The sequence below is a fragment of the Anaerolineae bacterium genome, from assembly GCA_013178015.1.
GTDB lineage: Bacteria > Chloroflexota > Anaerolineae > DRVO01 > DRVO01 > Ch71.
Genome location: JABLXR010000026.1, coordinates 18,029 through 39,512, shown reverse-complemented (window position 1 = coordinate 39,512; position 21,484 = coordinate 18,029). Strand labels below are relative to the sequence as shown.

The window sequence follows — 21,484 nt, the reverse complement described above, 5'->3', positions numbered from 1 at the left end:
GGCGAGACGCGCCAGGGGGCCCTGGGGGACCGGGGCCCCTCTTCCTTGCCGACTGCTGGCGGAAGGAGATCACTGTGCCCATTCGGGACTGGTACCCTAGGACGTTCCGAGAGTCGCCCCTGCCGGAGCCGGTGGCGCGGGCCAACGGCCTCCGCTGGGCCCGAGAACTGGCCCGCGACCGCGAGGGTCTAGGGGCGCTGCTGACCCAGCTGAGCGAGTTTGGCCACGCTGCTGCCGATGACCCAGACCTCTGCCGCGACTCGTGGCTGGCCTGGGCGGCGCAGAGGAGAGCGGCAGTGCGCTCCACCCTGGGCGAGATCCCGCTGCTCACCGTGGACCGCGCCGAGCTCAGCCTGCCGGTGCAGCGAGAAGCGGCCGGCATCGTCCGTACCCGACTACTGACCCTGACCGGCGCTGGCTGCGAGAACCGCCTAGTACCGGTGACTGAGGTGGTCCCCGCCGGGGAGCCCAGGCCGAGGACGGCGCTGCTGGTGCTGCCCGACCTGGAGGTCACCCTGGGGACCGGGCGCCGAGGTTCGCCCGAGCGCTGGGGCGGCCTGGCCGGCACCTCCGCTGCTCTGGTAACGGCTCGGTTCGCCGTACTGGAGCGGGCCAGCACCGCCTGGGTGAAGCGCTGGCTGCTCGAGGGAACCACCTTCATCTCCCAACTCCTGGCCGAGATCGCCGGCGTGGCCGATTGGCTGGCGGCGGAGGCGGGATACGCGTCGGTGGTGGTAGCCGGGGAGGGGCACGCTGGCCTGGTAAGCCTGCTCGCTGGGGCGATCTTGCCTGGGATCGCTGGCTGCGTGGTGCGCGACTCGACCTCCACCGATCTCTGGCCCACGGAACACTTGATGCTGTTGCCCGAGTCCCGCCGCATTCTGGACGTGGCCACCCTGGCGGCGTTGGTGCCGCCGAACGGGCTGCTGGTTGTCGCGAGCGGGAGCAGGGAGGCCATGGCGGCGCCACTGGAGGCAGCCCGCTGGTCGGCCCGCTTCTGCTGCCCGGTGGCGAGCGAGGAGGCACCGCAGTGCGTGTGCTCCGCCGAGGCCTACGACTCGGAGGCCTTTGCCTCTTGGGTCAGGGCCCTGGAGGGGACGGCAACCAGCGAAGGACGGCCTGCCCCCGCCGGGCGAGTGCGGTTTCCCAATATGCAGCGGGCTTTCGCCGCCGCCGGGCTGCGCGACCGATTCATCACTGCCCTTGGGGGCTTCCCCGCCAGGACCGAGATGGAGGCCTGGAGCCGGCCGCTTGAGCATGGCGAGTTTGACCTGGAGGAGGTGTTCTTCCGTGGCGAGCCGGATGTGGTGGTCCCGGGCCTCTTCGCCAAGCCGAGAGGAGCCAGAGGTCGGCTGCCGGTGGTGCTGTGCCTGCCGGGTTCCAGCGCTACGGCCGAGAATGTAGCTGTGCCCTGGGGTCGGCCCCTACTGGAGGAAGGCTTCGGGGTCTTCGCGGTGGACGTGAAGGCGAGCCGCTTCGGCAAGCGGGGTCAGCAGGCGGCAGCCGAGACCATCGCCCGCGGCACGTCGACCCTGGGGCAGATGACCTACGACCTGGTGCGGGCCATCGACTACCTCGAGACCCGAGAGGATGTGGACACCGGGAAGATCGGCTGCTTCGGTATCTCCATTGGGGGGACGCAGACCTGGCTGCTGGCGGCGGCCGACGAGCGGGTGAAGGTAGCTGCGCCCGTGGTAGGCATCTCCACCTACGACGCTATCGCCCGATGCATCCGCGACGAGTCCATTGATTCTAGCTTCATGAGCTGCCTGGACAGCCACAGCATCTACTACTACGTTCCCGGGCTGCTGGAGCTCGGAGACCAGCCTGAGTTTGCCTCGCTCATCGCGCCTCGCCCCCTATGCGTGCTGGCCACATCACGGGACAACTGCTTCCCTCTGGAGGGAGTTGAAGAAGCCATGAGGCGCCTCCGCAAGGCGTATGAGGCAAGCGGCGCGGCCGATAGGCTGGGATACCAGGTGGCCGAGGGGCCGCACGCATACCCCGTTGAGCTGCAAGAGGGCGTGCGCACGTGGATGAAGAGATGGCTGTAGGCTGACACACCAGCGACGCAGGAGAGCGCTGGAGCAGCGTCGCAGCACCGCCTCAGCTGGACCGTGACCAGTGCCGCTTTGGCCTCAGCGTTCAGACAGGGACTACCCCGCTGTTGGCCGGTCGGGTGGGCCACCGGTCGAGAGCTCCTACCCATCTGATGCACGCGCTCGCCATCACTGATGTGCAGGGCTTCCAGGGACCTCCCCCCGTGGGCTTCCCCTCTTGGCCGTAGTCTCTCAGTGATCGCTTTCAGCCGCTCGCTCCAGAGTTCCCTGCGTTGTGATGTGCGTCCTGATGCGAAGGGTACCGATGCACTCGGCCGCGTTCCCTGTCGGCGGTTGCGGGTGCGGCCTTTGCACCCAGATGAATCGCTGCAGCTGGTGGTCTGTCTCGGTACCTGCGTCCGCTGGGAGCGGGATCGCGTAGCTGGGGTCCCTAACGACAACAGATGGAACCGGGTTCATTGATGGCCTGCTGCCTGTGCACTGCCGTTTGACGGTTCACTTCGTGTCCTCGGCCGCAGCTTCCCGCCCGCGGTCGGGTGTGAATGGACCGCCCTTCGGCCCTGGGATTGCGCCTGAGCTTCGATCTTGTTGTGCTCAGCCGCGCGTTGCGGCACCCGGTCTGGGAGCGGTCCGTACTTAAGGCGATTGCATCTAAGTGGTTAGTGTAGGCAAGGAACCTGCAGGAGGTGGGGAGCAGCGATGTAGGGAGAGGGGGCTGTCATGGCTGGAGCGAGTCTGGTGGAGCACTTCTCGGAGCTGACCGATCCTCGGGTGGAGCGCACCCGCTGGCACAAGCTAGTGGATATCGTGGCCATCACCCTTTGTGCCACCATCTGCGGGGCCGACAACTGGGTGGATATCGCCCTTTTTGGGGAGTGCAAGAAGGAATGGTTTGCCACCTGGCTGGAGCTACCCAACGGCATCCCCTCCCACGACACCTTTGGGCGAGTGTTTGCTGCTTTGGACCCAGTGGAGTTTGGCCGCTGCTTCATGAGTTGGGTACAGGCGGTACAGGAGGCTACAGAGGGTCAGGTGGTGGCCATTGATGGCAAGAGCCTGCGAGGCTCAAGGGACGGTGTGCTGGGCAAGAGCGCCATTTGTATGGTCAGTGCCTGGGCGGCAGGAAACCGCCTGGTGTTGGGGCAGGTGAAGGTAGAGGACAAGTGCAATGAGATAGCAGCCATCCCTGAGCTGCTGCGGGTGCTGGACCTGTCGGGCTGCATCATTACTATAGATGCCATAGGGACCCAAAGGGCCATAGTGGACCAGATCGTGGAGGGCGGGGCTCACTACCTCCTGCCCGTCAAGGACAACCAGCCGGGGCTGCGAGAAGAGATCGAGGATGTGTTCCAGACAGCGATGGAGTTTGACTTCAAGGACGTGCCCCATAGCCATGCCAGGAGCGTGGATAAGGGCCATGGCCGCCTGGAGACACGGGAGTGCTGGGCCATCCAGGACAAAGAGTGCCTGGCCTGCCTGGGCCAACACGCAGGGTGGGCGGGGCTAAAGAGCCTGGCCATGGTGAGGCGGCAAAGGCGTACCTGGGGCCAAGAGGGTAAGGTGCAGGAGGAGACCCTCTACTACATCACCAGCCTGGAGGCCGATGCCGAAAAGATCCTCAAGGTCAGCCGCACCCACTGGAGCATCGAGAACGGCCTGCACTGGGTGCTGGATGTGGCCTTCGACGAGGACCGCTGCCGAGCCCGAGCCGGGAACGGGGCCCAGAACCTGGCCCTTATGCGCCACCTGGCCCTGAGCCTGCTCAAGCAAGACACCACCATCAAGGCCGGTATCAAGGCCAAGCGCAAGGCCGCTGGCTGGAATGAGGACTACTTACTTCGCCTCATAAACCAATAAGATGCAATCGCCCTCGCGCTGGGGGCAGGATGGGGCTTTGTCAAAGTTCTGGGGCAGGCCACCAGAGATGACTATCGGCGAATACTGCGGGCGAACACGAAGGTGTCCGGTATCACCACATCGCTGACACTTTCTATCAGGACATGGTTGACACTCTTGGGGCATACTCCCCATGCGCACACAGGAGGGGAGCATGCCCTGGAAAGAGAGCTCAGCCATGGAAGAACGCATCCGTTTCGTAGTTCTGGTCCATCAAGAGGACCGTCCCTTCAGCGCCCTGTGTGAGGAGTTTGGCGTCAGCCGCCAGACCGGCTACAAATGGTTGAGGCGCTACGAGGAGGCGGGCTCTCTGGAGGGCCTGGCCGAGGCTTCCCGACGCCCTCACACCAGCCCCCAGCGTACACCGGCCGAGCTGGAGGCGCGGGTGGTGCAGTTGCGAGAGCGCCACGCCTGGGGGGCGCGCAAGATCAAGGTACGCTTGGAGGAGGAAGGCATCTTGTTGGGGGAGGCCACCATCAACCGCATCCTCTCCCGAAAGGGGCTGGTGGCTCCCCGGGACCGCCACCGGCCCGCCACTAAGCGCTTCTGTCGGCAGGCTGCCAATGAGCTGTGGCAGATGGACTTCAAGGGCCACTTCGCCATTGTCGAGGGTCTCTGCCACCCTCTTAGCATTCTCGACGACCACTCTCGCTTCCTGGTGGCTTCCCACCCCCTGCTGGGCACCCAGGCCAAGCCGGTCCATGAGCGGCTGGTGCAGGCCTTCCAGGGCTACGGCCTGCCTCAGGCCATGCTCATGGATCACGGCAGTCCCTGGTGGAGCACCACCAATGCCCTGGGCTTGACCTGGGTGTCGGTGGCTCTCATCAAGCAAGGCATCTGCCTCCACTTTAGCGGCGTAGGTCATCCCCAGACCCAGGGCAAGGTGGAGCGTCTCCACGGCAGCTTAGCCTGGGCTTTGCAGCACCTGGGAGCTCCCCAGGACCTGGCTGAGGCTGAGGCCTTCTTGGCCACCTTCCGCCATGACTACAACCACCTGCGCCCCCATGAGAGCCTGGACATGGACGTGCCGGCCCAGCACTACCAGGCCAGCCCCCGGCCCTACAACCCCACCCCTGCCCCCTGGCACTACCCCCCAGGGGTGGAGGTGCTGGCTCTCAATAGCCAGGGGATGCTACCCTACCAGGGACGTCGCTACTTCGTCTGTGAGGCCCTAGCTTGCGAGCCGGTGGGAGTGCAGCGCTTCGACGATAAGCTCCTGGTCAGCTTCCGCCACATGTTCATCCGCCAGATCGACCTAGCCACCAAGCACACTGTGCCTCTGGTGCAGCCGGTGTCCGATGTGTCAACCATGTCCTGATAGAAAGTGTCAGCGATGTCGTGATACCGGACGCACCTTCGCCCTTACGGGGATGGTGTGGGCGGGCGGGTACGAAGTTGCAGACGAGCACAAAGGCTCCTCTACCGGGCATAGGGGTCAGCGGCATCCCGCAGGCCGTCGCCCATGAAGTTGAAGGACAGTATGGCGGCTACCACGAACAGGGCAGGTATGAGCAGCCAGGGCGCCAGGGCGACCGTCTTCAGGTCCTGCGCCTCTTGCAGTAGCACCCCCCAGCTTATGGTGGGCGGGCGCAGCCCCAGGCCGAGGAAGGATAGGCTGGTCTCGCCCAGGATCATGCCCGGGATGGAAAGGGTGATGGAGGCTATGATGTAGCTAAGGAAAGAGGGAAGCATGTGGCGAAAGACGATGCGCGACTCACTCGCCCCCTGCAGCCGGGCAGCCATCACGAAGTCCTCCTCCCGCACAGCCAAGAAGCGACCCCGCACCACTCGTGCCAGGCCCGTCCAGCCGATGAGAGAGAGCAGCACCACGATGGCGAAATAGCGCTGCACGGTGCTCCATTCCCGAGGGAGGGCGGCGCTGAGCGCCATCCACAGCGGGATGGTGGGGATGGAGCGCAGAAACTCGATGATCCTTTGCATCACCTCATCCAACACGCCGCCCAGGTAGCCAGAGAAGCCGCCGGCGATTATGCCGATGACAAAGGAGATGAAGACGCCCACCAGACCGATGGAAAGGGATATGCGGGAACCGTACAAAATGCGGGAGAACATGTCCCGCCCCAATCGGTCCGTGCCCAGCAGGTAGAGGCGCTGGTCTGCCTCGCCTCCGGCCAGGCCGAAAAGGTGTAGATCGCTCTCGAAGAGACCCCAGAGCTTGTACGGGTCGCCGTGGACGAGGAAGCGCAGCGGATAGGTCACGCTGGTGTCCTCTTCGTACGTGATGATGTAGGTCTCTGGGTCACGGGTACGGATGAGCCCATAGGCGACCGGAGGCCAGTGGAACTGGCCTTGGCGGAGCAGGTACACTTTCATGGGCGGCACGAAGGTTAGCGTGCGCTCGTAGGTATTGGGGTTGTACGGGGCGAGGAACTCGCAGAAGATGGCGCCGATGTAGAAGAGGATCACCACGGTGGCCCCGATGTTGGCCAGGCGGTGCTTGCGGAAGCGCCACCACATTAGCTGCCACTGCGAAGCCACGAAGATCGTCTCTTCGCCTTCGGTCCTGGCGACATCCACGAACCCTTCGGGTACGCTTTCCTGGTTGGCTATCATCTTGGGCTGCAGTCCCTACCGAGATCCCACGCCGACATAGCGGATGCGTGGGTCCACTATCACCAGCAGGATGTCCGAGATGAGCGTGCCCAATACCGTGAGAGCGCTCAACAGGAAGACGAACGACCCGGCCAGGTACATGTCCTGGGACATCAGGGCCTTCAGAAGCATGGGTCCGTTCGTGGGCAGGCTGAGAACGATGGAGACGATGGTGGCACCGGAGATCAGGCCCGGCAGCATCCAGCCCACGGTGCTAATGAACGGATTGAGAGCGATGCGTACCGGGTACTTGAGGACAATGCGGCGCTCGTGGAGCCCCTTGGCGCGAGCGGTGATCACGTAGGGCTGGCGCAGCTCGTCCAGCAGGTTGGCACGCATGGTGCGGATCATGCCGGCAGTGCCGCTGGTGCCAATGATGACCATGGGCAGCCAGATGCGCTTGAATACCTCGAAGATCTTGGCCCAGGTCCAGGGCTGGCCCTCGTAGTCTATGGGATACAGGCCGCCCAGATTCACCCCGAAAGTGCTCCAGGCCCACCACAGCAGCACCAACGCCAGCAGGAAGTCGGGAATGCCCACCCCGACGAAGCCGAAGAAGGTGAAGATATAGTCGCTCAGGGAGTACTGATGCGTGGCGGAGTAGATGCCGATCGGTAGCGCCACGGCCCAGATGAACGCCGTGCTCAGTAAGGCGATGGCCGCGGTGAGCCCGAGCCGGTCGTAGATGAGCTGGGACACGGGCCGGTTCCACTCGAACGACACTCCGAAGTCTCCCTGCACCAGGCCGGTCACCCACTTCCAGTAGCGCACGTAAATGGGCCGGCCCAGGCCGTAGCGCTCCCGGAGAGCGTCCAGCTCATCCCGACTCACTCTCTCTCCGCGCGCCTCGAGCTGGGCAACGTAGCTGCTGAGATAGTCCCCCGGGGGGAGCTCGATGATGGCAAACGACACGATGGTGATCAGTGTCAGGGTAGGTATGGCGTAGAGGACGCGCCTCAGAATGTAAGTCAGCATGCGAGTCCGCTCCAGAACAGGTCATAGGGAGTAGGTTACAGGTTACAGGGGCCAGGGAACGGGACTGCTCGCCGCAGCCTTATCCCTGTCCCCTGTAACCTGTTCCCTGTAACCTATCCCTTGATGAAGTACTGCTCGGCCCAGTTGTCGGAGTCGTGGAGGAGCGAGAACGGCACCTCTGGAACGTTGCGGAAGTTGTTCTTCACGATGGTGATGCCGGGGCCGGCGCCCACCGTCAGCACTTCCCAGATGTTCCTCAGGTCTAGGCGCTGGATCTCAGCCAGGATGTCGAGAAGCTTGTTGGTGTCCACTGTCACCTTAGCTTCATCGAAGAGCAGCTGGCCTTTGCGGGCGTCCTCGTGGTCGGGCTCCACTCCCTCCAGTCCGCCCGTCTGGTACCACTGGCCCCAGGCCGGGGCCCAGTAGGTGCTGTGGTCCACCGGAGCGTAGGAGCGTAGATAGACGTAGCAGGCCAGCTTCTGCAGGCCGTCCTTGACGTAGCCACAGAAGGCGTACTCATGGGAGTAGATGCGCGGCCACCACAGGTCGTAAGACACTTCCTCCGGGGACGTCTTCACCCCGATGGCGGTCCAGTAGTTGGTGACCAGCTCGGCAGCGTCCATCAACTCCTTAGAGGAGAACATGTCCAACTTGATGATGAGCTGTCCGCCATCAGGCCGTAGCCGGACGCCATCGGCCCCCATCTCCAGCCCCATCTCGTCGAGGAGGGCATTGGCCGCATCCACGTCCAGCGTTAGATGCTCGAACAACTCCGACTCGCCCTCAAGCAGAGGGAATATCGCAGGGATGTCGGTACGCTCGCCCAGGTAGATGAGCTCGTTGAGCTCGTCTCGGTCTATGGCCAGGTTGAGGGCCTTGCGGAAGCGGATGTCCTTGATCAGCGCCAGCATGCCATCGTCGCCCACCAATGTCTGGTTGGGGAAGATGGTGAACCCGACGTTCTCACCCATCTTCTTGATGACGCGATAGTCGCCCTTCTCCCGGTTGTCCATGTAGAGCGGCATGTCGCTGAAGGCGATGTTGCGCGCCTGATAGCTCAGCTCTCCGGCTAGGGCCTTCATGGAGATCATCTGAGCGTTCTCGACGGCGCTCGCGCGGATGGTGTCAATGTACGGGAGCTGGTTGCCCTCCGGGTCAACTTTGTAGAAGTAGGGGTTGCGCTCGAATATCCAGGGCGGCCCCAGCTCCTTGAGCTTCCAGGCGTAGATCACGGGCACGTCCGGGTTCATCCTCTCCTGACGCCTGTCGCCCATGAGCTGCACCCAGGTCTCGAAACCGGCCTCTTTCACCTTGGCGGCCAGTTCGTCCGCGTCGGCGTACTTGGGATGGAACTGCATCAGGTAGTGCTTCGGGGCCCACATGTCTCTGGTGCCCCAGACGTAGGCGATGTAGGGCAGGAACAGGCCGGCCGGCTTGGCGAAGGTGACCTTGAACGTGTAGTCATCCACCTTGGTGATCACCGCCAGTTCGCCCTCGGACTTGAGCCAGCCCGGCTTGCTGGGCGAGAGCTCATCGTTGAGGACCAGATCCTCATACCAGAAGAGCACGTCGTCGGCAGTGAAGGGCTCGCCGTCGGACCACTTCATGCCCTCACGCATGTGGAAGGTGAACTCGGAGCCGTCCGGGCTGATCTCCACCGCCTTGGCCAGGTTGGGGGACCAGGCGTCGCCCGCCGCGTTGTACAGGATCCAGGGTTCGATCTGGTAGCCCATGGCGCCGTTGAGGTCGGCCTGGCCGGTGACGGCCATGTCCCAGATACCACCGTACTGGCCGATCTCCTCAATCACCGGGACGACCAGTGGCTCCTTGGGGAGCCGCTCCTCCACCGGGGGAAGCGTACCTGCCTTCACCATCTCGGCCAGCATGGGCGCTTCGTTGTAGCGGGAGGGCGGGGCCTCGACTGGGGCGGTCGTGGCTTCGGCGGGCGCGGCCGTGGGCTCTGGGGCCGTGGTGGCCTCTACGGGGGCCGGAGCCGTCGTCGGAGCAGGAGCACCGGCGCAAGCGGAGGCTACTGCCGCACCGGTGGCTATGGCTGATACCCGAAGTAAGTCACGCCGTGTGAGTCTGCTTTCGGACATACGAACCTCCCTTGGCTGTAAGTCGAAGGTACCGGCACGATATCCGTGACACCTCGGGGTCGCCCCGCTCTCCGAGGATGTCAACCACTTAGCGGCGACACTGCCACTGGAACCCTCGCCTGACTTGGAGCCAGGCGGGCGTGACGCTATGGGCCCCAAAGCCGTTGGGGAATGTGAAGTACAGTGAGTATAGCGGATGGCCAGGCCAATCTCAAGGGGGAACCCGAAAGCCGGAGCGCGTTCTGACGAGCACCATCGCTCAGGCACGCGGCCGAGTCATGGGCGAGCGAAGCCCGCCCCCGCGGGCTAAGCAGGGGCCTCAGGGGAGGGGCGCTCGCCCACTCACTCGTGTGCCCCCAGCTGGCACGGAACCAGGGCCCGGATGGCCGGCTCCTGTCCGGCTAGAGGCACAGCCACTCCCTCCACGCTAAAGGTCACCTCGTCCGGCGCCAAGTTGCAGAGGCAGGCAAACCCGTCCACCATGACGTAGATGCGGGCTCGGTCCCAGGCCTTCACCTCAAGCCGCCTCCTGCCAGTCTGGTGGTGGTCCTCCTCCGGGCACCACAGCGCTGCCAGCTGCGCCACCGTCTCGCCTGCTCTCACTGGCCGAGGCTCGTCCATCAGGCTCAGGGTGATGAGGTCGGCCACCGCATGCCAGGGACGGAAGAGGTGGCGGTTGGTGTAGAGCGACCTGCCGCTGCCGGCGAACACCAGCCCCAGCCGGTCGTCCACGTTGAGCCAGCCGCCCTCCAGCGGTATGGCCTCGTCCTCATCCGCCGAGGAGCTGGCGTAGCCAAGGAGCTCGCGCTCGCCCCCAGCCCAGTACAGCCGTCGGTGCCCTCGCAGATCCGGGTAGTCGCCGAAGTATGGATCGTTCATCACTTCCAGGGTACCCTGCTCTACCCGCTCCACTGTCACATCCTCGAGCGCCACCAGCCGCTCGGCCGTGAGACAGCGTCCGTCGGGCAGGGAGCAGAACAGCACCTGCCGCCTGAGGCTGTCCTGACACAGATCCTCGACGAAGAGGGCCGCCACCCGGTCCTGCCCTTCCCGAAGCCGAAGGAGACGCTCTCGGGCACTGGGGGCGCGGTCCCGCACATAGACGCGCGCCAGCAGGGAACCGGCGGCCGGACCCACCAATCGCAGGCCCTCGCTGGTGTTGGGCAGCACCATGGTATTGTTGCGCCAGGCGAAGCTGGTCTTGCCTCGTGGGTGGCGGTGCAGCAGGGCCCCACCGTGGAGGTACAGGTGCACCCCGCGCAGGCGCTCATCGAAGTCCCGATCCTTGGCCGGCCTGGGCCCGCCGTCGCCCAACCGGTGCACCAGATAGCACCGGGCCAGGTTCGCCCCACTGCGCTCCGACATGATGGCGGGGTCCTGAATGCTGTGGCAGTGGGCCAGGATGCTCTCGGGCACCACCCTGCCTGCGTGGGCAGCCATGGCGCGTTCCACCGTGCTCAGGCTCCGCTCCTCCAACAGAGCCGCCTCGGGATCGCGCAGGAGCTCGGCGCCCACGGCGTGGAAGAGACAGTCAGAAGGATAGGACAGGTAAGGCCAGTCCATACCTTGCACTGGGTGCAAAGCCCCGGTGTCATCAGCCCAGGCTTTGAGCAGGTCGTACGTGTCCCGGCGATGCCACCACAACTCCTCGGGGGCGTCCTGCCCGAACAGGCGCAACATGGTGGCGGTCAGGCCGCTGAAAGTGACGCAGCTCATCATGTAGCCCGGGTGCACTATGTAGTGGTTCTCGGCCGTGCCGTCGGGCAGAGTGGTGAACGACCGGCCGCAGAGGTCGCGCACCGTCTTGCCCTGGGCGAAGAGGGCATAGTCGTGCACGTCCTGAGGCCTAGTGGCGGTGCGGAACATCCAAAGGCGCGCGTTCTCCCACAGGCTATCCCACTGAGGATGCCCAGGAAGGAGCAAGAGGGAGGCAGTCAGGCCTTCGGCCGTCCAGGCGTTCTCCTCCATCTGGGTGTCCGCGTAGACGCCGCTCCTGGGCTCCATCATCCCGAAGCGGTCCAGATAGTCTGCGGCTATGGCGGCCAGCATGGACCGCTCCTCCTGGCCCAGAAGGTCGAAAACCAGGGCCGCCGTGCGGGCCAAGGCTCCCACCGTATGGCCGCACTGGCTCTCGCGAAAGAAGCCCTGCCCGCGCTCCCCCCACTTGGTCCCCGCTGGTTCGGGTCGGCCCCAGCTTTCCCTAGGTCGCACGCAGTCCTCCGGGCCGGTGTCGTGCACGAAGCAGAGGTAGCGCAGGGCCTGAAGGGCCATCTCCCGCGCCTCCTCCGCTGAGATGCCGGCGACGCTGGCGTCGTAGTCGGGGGACGAAGCGGCGAAGGCAAAGGCCTCCATGGGCATGGCCGTCTCTCCCCCGTACCAGTAGACTCCCCCAAAGAAGTGGCCACAGCGAGGCCGGCCCTGCCAGGGGTTGAAATACTGCCGGCCGACGGGGATCCAGCGGAGCACCAGGTCCAGGTAGCGGCGGCTGGCACGGTTCTCCGCCTGCGGGAGGGTGACGTGGCCAAAATCGGTGAATGCGTCGGCGGGATTCATAGCTGCACTCTCCGGGCACTGCGATGGCGGAAGTCTAGGACAGCAGCGACTGGAGGACAACAGGGCGCCCACAGCGCTGCCCCTCCGTGGGCCGAACGCGAGAGACTCTCGCTAGTTCCGGCTCTAGAATGCCCCTTGTGCTATCATGGAGGCATGCCAGGCTCAAGAGCGGCGCGGCGCGCCGGCAGCAGGAACAGCGACCGAATGTACTTACGGCCTAACCTGGCCTCCACGTGCTCGCTTCTGGCTCTGTTCCTCGCCCTTCTCTTGCCCTCCCAGGCGAAGGGACAGGCCGAACGGGTGGCGTACGTGATAGAGCTGCGGGGCCCGATAACTGTGGTGACCCAGAGTTATGTCGAGCGCGCCATCGCTGTGGCCGAGAGCCAGCGGGCGGCCGCCCTGGTGATGCTCCTGAACACCCCCGGGGGCGGCCTCACCACCACCAGGGAGATAGTGGAACGCATGCGCGCCTCCGCCGTCCCCATTGTGGTGTACGTGTCGCCGGCCGGCGCCACGGCCGCCTCCGCGGGCACCATCCTTACCCTGGCGGGGCACGCCGCCGTCATGGCCCCCGGCACCAGCATCGGTGCCGCCAGCCCGGTGAGTATGCAGGGCGAGATGGACGAAGTGGCGCGGCGCAAGGCGGAGAACATCATCATCGCCGACCTCAAGGCGCTCACAGAACACCGTTCGCCCGAGGCGCAGGCTTGGGTGGAGCGGGCGGTAACCGAATCGGCTGCCCTCTCCGCCACCGAGGCCTTGGACCTCGGGGTGGTGGACGCTGTGGCTCCTACCGTCGAGGAGGCCCTTCGCCAGCTTGACGGGCTGGAGGTGCGCCTGCGGGAAGAGGTCACCACACTGGACTTGGGCGACCTTGAGATACGCCAGCTCCCGCAGACGATCATCGAGCAGTTCCTCGACACCATCCTCGACCCCAACATCGCTTTCATCCTGCTGACCATCGGCATGAACGCGATCCTCTTCGAGCTCTCCAGCCCAGGCGGCTACCTGGCCGGCGTTGTAGGCGCCATCTGCCTGGTCCTTGGCTTCTTCGCCCTGGGCGTCCTCGACGTCAACTGGACCGGCTTGGGGCTCATCGTCCTGGCTTTTGCGCTCTTCGTTGCCGATGTGATGACCCCTAGCCTGGGCGTCCTCACCGGCCTCGGAGTGCTGTCCTTCGCCCTCGGCGCCGTAATCCTCTTCAGCTCGCCCGTCTACCAGGTGTCGCTCACGCTGGTGGTGACCGTGGCTCTGTTCACCGGCGCGTTCTTCGCCTTCGTGGTCACCAAGGCCGTGACGGCCCAGCGCCGCCCTTCCGCCACCGGCCGCGAGGGGCTAATAGGAGCGCTGGCCCGAGTGCGTGAGCCCCTGGACCCGGAGGGGATGGTGCTGGTGGAGGGAGAGTTGTGGCAGGCGCGCAGCCAGGGGGCCACGATTCCCGCGGGTGCGACGGTGAAGGTGGTAGCCGTCGAGGGACTGTGGCTGGTGGTCGAGCCCGTCCCCGCCAGTTAGGACCATCGCCTACTCCCTGATCCTCCTGGCTGCTGCCAATCGCGCTCTCGCGCTCGAACCTCCCCCGCCCACAGCCAGCCCCGTCTGCCACCGGCAGGGCAGAACCTGTCCATAACCGGCTCACAGCCTGTGGATAACTGCGCCGCATTCGGTGGATAACTCTCCAGTTATGTGGATAAGTCGGCCCTATCCGGCCCACTTATCCACAGTGCTGCCGCAGTTCTCCCCAGCCCTGGGGGCCCTGTGGAGTATAGGCACGGCTCTCCCAGACATATCCACACCCATCCCACAGCCTCTGTGGCCGGCCCCGCTCCCCATATAGGGTCTCGTGCCTTCGGAGGCACGATATAGGGCGCCGTGCTCGTCTAAGGGTGGGTTTGTCCACAGGTTGTCCCTCCTCTACTAGGACTACTGTATCTTAAGAGGGATTCAGGAGATCAGGTGAGGATAAGTACTGTGAACAACGGCAGGCACGGCACCGCGGTGCCGCAACTGGCAAGCGCTTGTCGTTGAACAGCGAGGGCTCCCGAACGCGGTCGGCACATCGAGACGCGATGCGCCTGGGGGCGCTGACTGCTCCAATGAAGGTGCGCTTCCAATCGAGTCTGGCTGGCTCTAGGAGCCTGAGCGCAGGGGAGGACCCGAGCCGCCGTGCTGGCCGCAATCCGTGGGCCCGATCCTGCGCTGTCGCGCGGGAAGTTATTAGGGGGGCGGATCCGGCGAAGCAGCGAGCGGCAAGGCCAGGCAGCAGCGATAGCCCAGCGGCCCTGACCCTTGAGAGAGCACATGCTACCCATGGAGGCTGGCAGGTTGGTGCGGCGCTGGGTAGACGGTGCAGACCAGGTGGACCCAGGAGATCAAGCGGGCGTCAACGGCGCGGGAGGGTGCTAGATGTAGGGCGCTGGCGCTAGAGGTCGCGCCGATCGAAAGTGGCGACAGCCGCCGCTACCACGGCCAGGCAGTAGACCAGGCTGTAGTACACCATGGCGGGGCTGGGAACGGAGGTCACGGCGAAGGGGGTGGAAGCGAAGCTCTGGTACACCGCAGGCTGCATCAGATGGGCAGCCCGCTTCCAGAGGGCCTCGGTGGGGAGGATGAGGCTGGTGACGATCCCCACCCGGATGGCGGCCTGGTTGCCTAGGAAGCCGCCGATCTGCTCCGTCCAGCCTCCCAGGAAGGCCAGCCCGAAGAGCATGAACACCAGCACTCCGTTGGCCAGCGTGGAGAGGCGGGTCCCTCCCAGGATGGTGAGGGAGGTCAGGACCAGTCCCTCGAGCACGATCAGAGAGAGGCCTACCAGGGTATTGGGGATCAGATATCCGGTGATGGCCCAGGAGATGGCCACCACGCCGCCGCCCAGGGCCAGTACCGCCCCCACCACCAGCGCAGCGAAGCCCAGCCACTTGCCCAGGATGACCTCGCGCCTCCGGATGGGCTTGGACACGAGGCTGTGGATGGAGTGCGAGGCAACCTCGCCTGAGACCGTGTCCACCGCCGCCAGTACGCTGAGCATGATGACCAGGAAGTTGGCGGCGTAGAGCCCGGCGATAGCGAAGAACGACGCTGCCTCCCCCTCGCGCCCAGATCGGGGCATGTGTGCCAGGATCTCGGCGTACACCAGGCGGAAGCCTACGGCGAAGACGATCAGGAAGACCAGACTCAGGCCTCCCACCAGCCAGAGGATGCGGCGCCGGCCGGCCTCGCGCAAAGTGAGCCAGGCGATGAACAGGATGGGCCTCACCCGGCCTCCTCACCCTCCATTAACCGCAGGAAAGCCTCCTCCAGCGAGCGGCGGCGTGGCGTGACCGCTCGCAGGCGGAGGCCATGCTCCACCATCCAGGCCACCAGATCGGGCACGTGCTCCTCGTCGCGGAGGTGGACGCTAATGCGGTCTCCGTCGCCCACGGCCGGCCACCCCCGTGCGACCAGATCGGCGACCGGGAGCGGGGTGCCGGGTTCCAGCCGGACCTCGACCTCCGTCTCCGCCGCAAGCAGATCACGTAGGGGTCCAGAGTGCACTACCCGACCGCGCCGGATAAAGGCTACCCGGTCGCAGGTGACCTCGATTTCGCTCAGCAAGTGGGAGTTGAGGAAAACGGTAGTACCGCGACGCCGCAGGTCCTGGATGATCTCCCGCACCAGGCGCCGGCCCAGGGGGTCTAGGCCCGAGGTAGGCTCGTCGAGGAAGACGAGTTCGGGTTGGTTGATCAGTGCCTGGGCCAGGCCTACGCGCTGAAGCATGCCCTTAGAGAAGTCCCGCAGACGACGGTGCGCGTGACGGCCCAGGTCTACGAGCTCCAGGAGCTCGTGGGCGCGGCGGCGCCGTTCGGGCTGAGGGATGCCGTGGAGGCGGCCATGCACGTCCATGAACTCCAAGGCAGTGAGCCACTCCTGGAAGCGGAAGTGCTCGGGAAGAAACCCCACGCGGGCCCGAGCCCGCCAGTCGGCAGCCGGACGCCCCAGGAGCTGCACCGTCCCGGCTGTAGGCCGGGCGAGGTCCAGGCAGATCTTGACCGCGGTGGTCTTGCCGGCGCCGTTGGGTCCTAGGAAGCCGAATACTTCACCGCGGTTCACAGTCAGGTTGATGCCGTCCAGCGCCAGCGTCAGGCCGTACTCCTTGCGCAGGCCCTCGATTCGTAGAGCAGCGTCAGGCAACGTGCTTCTCCGTGGGGGAGGAGTAGAGGAGCGAAGGAGTAAAGGAGACAGGAGTAAAGAACTGAAGGAAACCGGAGAGCATCCTGTTAGCTCTTCCTTTGCTGCAGCGCCTCAGGTGATGCCGAGCATAGCGGGTGATGCTCATCGGTGGCGGCAAGCACCTCAAGACCGTGCTCTCCCATCTCCCCTCTCCTGTGTCGTGACTACTTTGCTCCTGTCTCCTCCCCTCCTCTCCTCCTCTACCTCAGCGACTGGGCCACAGCCAGGAGCTGCTCAGCGGGCAAGTCGCCCGCCACCACGTGCACCGTGTCGTCCTTCTCCCAGACCACAGCAGTCTCAGTGTACTCCTCATTCTCTCGATTCTCCAGCACGTACCCCTTCACCCCTTGGACCGTGACTTCCTGGACAGAGGCGACGTCGCGAGGCACGGGCACCACCAGAGTGGTGGCCCAGTCTATGCTCTGAGCCAGGCCGCGCGCCTCTTCGGCGCTGAAGCCCAGCAACTGCAGCCCCAGCTCCGCCACCCTCTCGGCATCCATCCCCTGTGGCACCGAGACCTCCGGGCTGGCAACCTGGAGGACGGCAAAGGAGGAAGTGCCGTCGGAGTAGCGCTGATCGGACATGGGCGGAATGGAAGCGGAGATGATGTTGGCATCGGGGTCTTCAGGCAGGACATCGGTGGGCAGCCCAGCCATCTCCAGGAGCGCTCGGGCGGCTTCGATGTCCACCCAGGCACGGGCGGACCGCTGGGGAATGACGGTGAACTCAGTGAGGGCGAAGCCGGGCGGTACCTGGCCGGCCGAGAGCACCGGCCTCCCCGTCAACCGGCCCGCTTCCTCCACGCCGGACACCGCTTGCGGCTGAGGCTCCTCCATCACCACCCTGGTGAACAGCCTCTCGTCCAGGCCCACGGCGCGGTCGGGATCGAAGGTCACTACCTCGATGCGACGCACCCGGAAGATGTCGAGGAACTGCCCCGCTGCCGTGCGCAACGGGGGGACGAGTATGAGTGCCGCCAGCACTACGGCGGCGCTCGCCAGGCCCAGTAGCGGGCGTCTCAGACGACAATACGCGTGAGTAGTCATGTCCAGTACCCTCCTCAGGGGCGGATCAGCGGCATCGCCGGTGGCCCGGGCCCGGAAGCGCTGCCAGGCCTGGGCCACATCCGGAACCGGCGGCGCCGACGCGGAGAACGCGGCCTCGGCCAGCGCAGCGTCGTCGCGCATTCGTGACAGTCGCTCGCGGCAGCGGGCACAGGCTCGCAGGTGTTCCTCCACATCGGGCCGGCTCCGATCCGGAGGCATTCCGTCCAGGTGGGCGCGTAGCTCGCCCTCGGTCAGGCATTCAGGAGTGCTCGGCATGGGAACCTCCGCTCTCCAGCTTCTCGTAGCTCTCCCGGAAGGCGCGCTCGGCGCGGGCCAGCAGCGTGCCCACGCTGCCGGGCGCTACCTCCAACTGATGGGCGATCTCGGCGTAGGATAGGCCGGAATGGCGCAGAAGGAGGATGAGGGCTTGCCGCTCGGGCAGCTCCCCCAGCACCCGCCGCACCCGCTCGACCGCGTCGTTCCGAACCGCGACGTCGCCCGTGTCCGCTGATGGGGCCTCCAGCGCTGCGGCGCGCGCCTCCCGCGATCGGCGGCGGCGGTCAGTGCGCAGTCGGTTGTAGCACAGGTTGGTGGCCACCGTGACCAGCCAGCCGACCAAATTGGGGCTGGCGCTGCCGACGGGCGGGCGCCGATAGAGCCGGATGAAGGCCTCCTGAGCCACCTCCTCCGCCGCCGAGCCTTCCCCGAGCAGGCGGTAAGCGACGGCGTACACCCTGCCGTAGCAGGCGCGGAAGATCTGTTCGAAAGCGCGCCGGTCGCCGGCGGACAGGCGTTGCATGAAGACCCGGCTATGGAGTGATTCATCGCCCATGATGCCGATCATAGCTTCTGCCAACTTAACACCGCCAGAGGCTCTGATGTGACAGAGGCATCATGTACAGGTCCTAGTGGGCGAAGTACAATGCTCCCTATCAGCCGTCTTATGCCTGCAGGGGGAGGTGCTGCTGTGGCCAGGATCGCCAAAGCTGCTGTGCTGGACCGTATTGGAGGGGAGTTCGAGGTCAAGGAATACGAAGTGCCGGAGCCGGCTCCGGGGACCTTCATCCTCCGCACCGAGATGGCCGGAGTGTGTGGCACCGACGCTCACATGTACTACGGCCACCTGGCAGGGGTGCCCTATCCCATCGTCCTCGGGCATGAGTTCTGCGGCATTCTGGACCGGTTGGGCGAGGGAGTCACTCATGACCTCCGGGACGAGCCGGTACAGGAGGGAGATCGGGTCATCATGCTGCCCGGGGTGGCCTGCGGGCGCTGCTACTTCTGTGCCGTGGCCCGCACCCCCAATCGCTGCACCAACAGCCGGGTGTACGGCTTCGCCCTGGATGACGAGTTCCCCCTGGCGGGGGGCTTCTCCCAGTACGTCTACGCCCGCTTTCCCGGCACCGGCTTCATCAAGACCGATCTGCCCGCCCGGGTGGCCGTGCTCACCGAGCCCATCAACATAGCGGTACACGGGGTCAACCGGGGCCGGGTCTACGCCGGAGATACGGTGGTGATCCAGGGATCGGGCGCCATCGGCCTGGCGACGCTGATCATAGCTCGCTACAGCGGCGCTGCCAGGACCATCGTCACCGGGGGCCCGGCGAGGCGGTTGGAGCTAGCCCGCGAGCTAGGCGCCGACGTTACCATAGACATCGGGGAGGTCCGCGACGCCGACGAACGGGTGCGGCTGGTGCTCGAGGCGACGCCCGGGCGGCGAGGGGCCGACATCGTCTTCGAGTGTGCCGGCGTGCCCGCTGCCCTGCCCGAGGGGTTGCGGATGGTGCGGGATAGCGGCCGCTTCGTGGAGATGGGCCACTTCACCGACATGGGCCCGGTGGAGATCAACCCGCACTGGCACCTGATGCAGAAGAACCTGGACCTGTACGCCGTGTGGGGCGGGGGCGTGCCCTACTTCCTCCAGGCCGTGGCCCTGATGGAGCGGCGCGAGTATCCCTACGAGAAGCTAGTGGATCCCATCATCGGGCTGGGGCGCATCAAGGAAGCTGTGGAGGCCATTATCAAGGGTGGCTGGCGCATGGACGGCCAGGAGGTGATCAAGATTGCGGTGGATCCGTGGAAAGAGGAGTGACGCGGTGACGAGTGACGCGTGACGCGTGACAGATCTCGCCCAACCCTGCTCACGCATGGTGAATCGCGGTAATACGCCCCTGTCTGCCAGGAATCCCATTCCTGGTGGAGACTGCTCCCAGGTAGGACCGAACCGGAAGGCGGTATCCTCTCCCAAGGCCGGCGCCCACCGCGGCGTCCATTGCTGCTCCTCTCTGCGATCTGGGCGTTCACTGCAGTTGGGTCCCCTTTCCCCCTCGTCGCGATGTTGAGCCGGACTGGCACCGTTCCCGAGCTGCTGGCCCTGGGGGCGCTGGACGCCGGGGTCCGGCTCGCCGCCGGCTACCCCGGCGCGCCCGTCACCGGAGTGATGGAGACCCTGGCCCGTCTCACCGGCGAGGAAGTGGTGGTGGAGTGGGCCACTAACGAACGCTCCGCCTTCGATGCTGCCTTCGGTGCCTCCCTGGCTGGGGTGCCCTCCCTGGTGTGCCTCAAGGGAGTGGGGCTCAACGTGGCCCTGGACTCGCTGATGGCGGCCAACCTAGCCGGCGGGCCGGGCGGGTTCGTGGTCCTGGTGGGCGACGACCCGGGGGCCTGGGGCTCTCAGAACGAGCAGGACTCCCGCCTGCTGGCCGCTGCCGCCGAGGTGCCCCTCCTGGAGGCCACCGGCGCCGCTAGCTGCGCGGCCGCTATGGCCCACGCCTTCGACCTGTCCCGCCGGCATGCCGTCCCCGTTCTGGTGCGCCTGACCTCCAGCCTGGCCCTGGAATCCGGCCCTCCACCGGCGGCCAACCGGCCGGAGGTCCGGGTGAGAGTCGATTTCCGGCGCGAACCGGGCCGATACACCGTCCTGCCCGCTACGGTGGTCGCCTATCACCGGCGGCTGCACCGGACGCTGGCCGCCATCGGCCGCGAGTTCGAGCGCTCCTCCCTCAACCGGCGTCGAGGCGAAGGAGAGGCCGGGGTGGTCGCTGCCGGGAACGCGGCCGCCAAGCTGGAGCGCTACCTGAGGGCCGCCGGTGGCCCGCCCCTCCAGGTTCTGACCCTGGGCACCTTGCTTCCCCTGCCCGAGGAAACCCTGGCCGGTTTCCTGGCTGCCGTTGCTCGGGCGCTGGTAGTGGAGGAGACCCTGCCCTACCTGGAGGAGAGGCTCTTGGCCCTGTCCCGGCGCCGAGGCCTGACCCTGCCGGTACTGGGCCGTCTGACCGGCCACATCCCCTCGGCGGGAGAGATCACCGAGGGAGACATAGGCCGGGCGTTGGCCGCACTGCTGCCGGGTCATCTCTGGCCGGCGGTGGAAGCGCCGACCCGGCACCTTCCCAGCCAGGAGAGCCTGTGCCCGGACTGCCCCTACGTGCCCGCCTTCCTGGAGTTGCTGGCCGCCTTCGAGGCCCGCGGCGGACGCGAAGCCTTCGTGGTCACGGGCGAGCCCGGATGCATGGTACGGGCACTGCTGCCACCCTTCGAGCTGCTGGACGTAAAGTACGCCATGGGCTCCAGCATCGGGCTAGCAGCGGGGCTGGCCCGGGCGCAGAGAGAGAAGAAGGTGGTATCCCTGGCGGGGGACTCAGCCCTGCTGCACACGGGTCTGCAGGAGCTGATAGATGCGGCTCAGGCTGACGCTCCTCTCATGGTCATGGTTTTGGACAACGCGACGGTGGCCCTCACCGGCGGCCAACCCCACGCCGCCAGCGGTCGCGACCTGAGGGGCCAGCCCCGACGGCCGGTGGACCTGGAGCGGCTGGTGCGGGCCTGCGGAGTGGAGCGAGTATGGGTGGCTGACCCTCGCCGCAGAGGTGCGTTCCGGGTGGCGCTGGCGCAGAGCCTGGACGCTGAGGGCCTGCGAGTAGTGATCGCCAGGGCGCCGTGCCCGCGGGGTGGATAGAGGCCTTCGCCCACATTGACCCTCAGTTGACGCGCGGACCTCAGCCCCTATCATGGCTCTCAACTGTCAGCGAAGCTTGGC

At 65.8% G+C, this 21,484-nt stretch carries 14 protein-coding genes; 6 read left to right on the top strand and 8 right to left on the bottom strand.

What is annotated here, in order from left to right:
• The first annotated feature begins 74 nt into the window (after window positions 1-74).
• The 3 genes from HPY83_11115 to HPY83_11105 all read left to right on the top strand — a co-directional run bounded on the left by HPY83_11115 (window position 75) and on the right by HPY83_11105 (window position 5,274).
• Window positions 75-2,054 carry a hypothetical protein gene (locus tag HPY83_11115; GenBank protein NPV08493.1) on the top strand — a complete coding sequence of 660 codons (1,980 nt, stop codon included), beginning with the start codon at window positions 75-77 and terminating at the stop codon, window positions 2,052-2,054.
• A 726-nt stretch (window positions 2,055-2,780) separates the two neighbouring features.
• Window positions 2,781-3,917 (top strand): ISAs1 family transposase, encoded by a 1,137-nt coding sequence (locus HPY83_11110; protein NPV08492.1) that lies wholly within the window; start codon window positions 2,781-2,783, stop codon window positions 3,915-3,917.
• A gap of 193 nt (window positions 3,918-4,110) precedes the next feature.
• A complete protein-coding gene (locus HPY83_11105; GenBank protein ID NPV08491.1) occupies window positions 4,111-5,274 on the top strand; it encodes an IS481 family transposase in 1,164 nt (387 codons plus the stop codon).
• Between the two features lie 101 nt (window positions 5,275-5,375).
• Here HPY83_11105 and HPY83_11100 read toward each other — a convergent pair whose 3' ends face one another.
• From HPY83_11100 to HPY83_11085, 4 genes are all read right to left on the bottom strand, one after another.
• A complete protein-coding gene (locus HPY83_11100; GenBank protein NPV08490.1) occupies window positions 5,376-6,530 on the bottom strand; it encodes an ABC transporter permease in 1,155 nt (384 codons plus the stop codon).
• A 15-nt stretch (window positions 6,531-6,545) separates the two neighbouring features.
• Entirely contained in the window at window positions 6,546-7,544 is a 999-nt protein-coding gene (locus HPY83_11095; protein ID NPV08489.1) for an ABC transporter permease, read from the bottom strand.
• A 113-nt stretch (window positions 7,545-7,657) separates the two neighbouring features.
• On the bottom strand, window positions 7,658-9,643 hold the full coding sequence (locus HPY83_11090; GenBank protein NPV08488.1) for an ABC transporter substrate-binding protein: 1,986 nt from the start codon (window positions 9,641-9,643) through the stop codon (window positions 7,658-7,660).
• A 342-nt stretch (window positions 9,644-9,985) separates the two neighbouring features.
• Window positions 9,986-12,196: a hypothetical protein gene (locus HPY83_11085; GenBank protein NPV08487.1), complete on the bottom strand. Its 2,211-nt coding sequence runs from the start codon at window positions 12,194-12,196 to the stop codon at window positions 9,986-9,988.
• Window positions 12,197-12,400: 204 nt separating this feature from the next.
• Here HPY83_11085 and HPY83_11080 point away from each other — a divergent pair, with 204 nt between their 5' ends.
• Window positions 12,401-13,708 carry a nodulation protein NfeD gene (locus tag HPY83_11080; GenBank protein NPV08486.1) on the top strand — a complete coding sequence of 436 codons (1,308 nt, stop codon included), beginning with the start codon at window positions 12,401-12,403 and terminating at the stop codon, window positions 13,706-13,708.
• 907 nt (window positions 13,709-14,615) lie between these two features.
• Here HPY83_11080 and HPY83_11075 read toward each other — a convergent pair.
• The 4 genes from HPY83_11075 to HPY83_11060 form a co-directional block, all read right to left on the bottom strand.
• Entirely contained in the window at window positions 14,616-15,449 is an 834-nt protein-coding gene (locus HPY83_11075; GenBank protein ID NPV08485.1) for an ABC transporter permease, read from the bottom strand.
• Window positions 15,446-16,363 carry an ABC transporter ATP-binding protein gene (locus HPY83_11070; GenBank protein NPV08484.1) on the bottom strand — a complete coding sequence of 306 codons (918 nt, stop codon included), beginning with the start codon at window positions 16,361-16,363 and terminating at the stop codon, window positions 15,446-15,448. The genes HPY83_11075 and HPY83_11070 overlap by 4 nt, the downstream gene beginning before the upstream one ends.
• A 239-nt stretch (window positions 16,364-16,602) precedes the next feature.
• The gene (locus HPY83_11065) at window positions 16,603-17,724 is read right to left on the bottom strand and encodes a DUF4367 domain-containing protein (GenBank protein ID NPV08483.1); all 1,122 of its coding nucleotides are present in this window, start codon (window positions 17,722-17,724) and stop codon (window positions 16,603-16,605) included.
• Complete coding sequence (locus HPY83_11060; protein NPV08482.1) at window positions 17,708-18,304, bottom strand: sigma-70 family RNA polymerase sigma factor; 597 nt, start codon at window positions 18,302-18,304, stop codon at window positions 17,708-17,710. The genes HPY83_11065 and HPY83_11060 overlap by 17 nt, the downstream gene beginning before the upstream one ends.
• A gap of 111 nt (window positions 18,305-18,415) precedes the next feature.
• On the opposite strand from HPY83_11060, the gene HPY83_11055 reads away from it, so the two are divergent.
• On the top strand, window positions 18,416-19,540 hold the full coding sequence (locus tag HPY83_11055; GenBank protein NPV08481.1) for an alcohol dehydrogenase catalytic domain-containing protein: 1,125 nt from the start codon (window positions 18,416-18,418) through the stop codon (window positions 19,538-19,540).
• A gap of 246 nt (window positions 19,541-19,786) precedes the next feature.
• A complete protein-coding gene (locus HPY83_11050; GenBank protein NPV08480.1) occupies window positions 19,787-21,403 on the top strand; it encodes a hypothetical protein in 1,617 nt (538 codons plus the stop codon).
• The last annotated feature ends 81 nt before the right edge of the window (window positions 21,404-21,484 follow it).

What these genes read in the sequence shown, in the direction of transcription:
- HPY83_11065 (NPV08483.1), bottom strand. Translation starts at nt 17,724, where the DNA reads ATGCCGAGCACTCCTGAATGCCTGACCGAGGGCGAGCTACGCGCCCAC.
- HPY83_11095 (NPV08489.1), bottom strand. Translation starts at nt 7,544, where the DNA reads ATGCTGACTTACATTCTGAGGCGCGTCCTCTACGCCATACCTACCCTG.
- HPY83_11100 (NPV08490.1), bottom strand. Translation starts at nt 6,530, where the DNA reads ATGATAGCCAACCAGGAAAGCGTACCCGAAGGGTTCGTGGATGTCGCC.
- HPY83_11090 (NPV08488.1), bottom strand. Translation starts at nt 9,643, where the DNA reads ATGTCCGAAAGCAGACTCACACGGCGTGACTTACTTCGGGTATCAGCC.
- HPY83_11085 (NPV08487.1), bottom strand. Translation starts at nt 12,196, where the DNA reads ATGAATCCCGCCGACGCATTCACCGATTTTGGCCACGTCACCCTCCCG.
- HPY83_11105 (NPV08491.1), top strand. Translation starts at nt 4,111, where the DNA reads ATGCCCTGGAAAGAGAGCTCAGCCATGGAAGAACGCATCCGTTTCGTA.
- HPY83_11110 (NPV08492.1), top strand. Translation starts at nt 2,781, where the DNA reads ATGGCTGGAGCGAGTCTGGTGGAGCACTTCTCGGAGCTGACCGATCCT.
- HPY83_11080 (NPV08486.1), top strand. Translation starts at nt 12,401, where the DNA reads ATGTACTTACGGCCTAACCTGGCCTCCACGTGCTCGCTTCTGGCTCTG.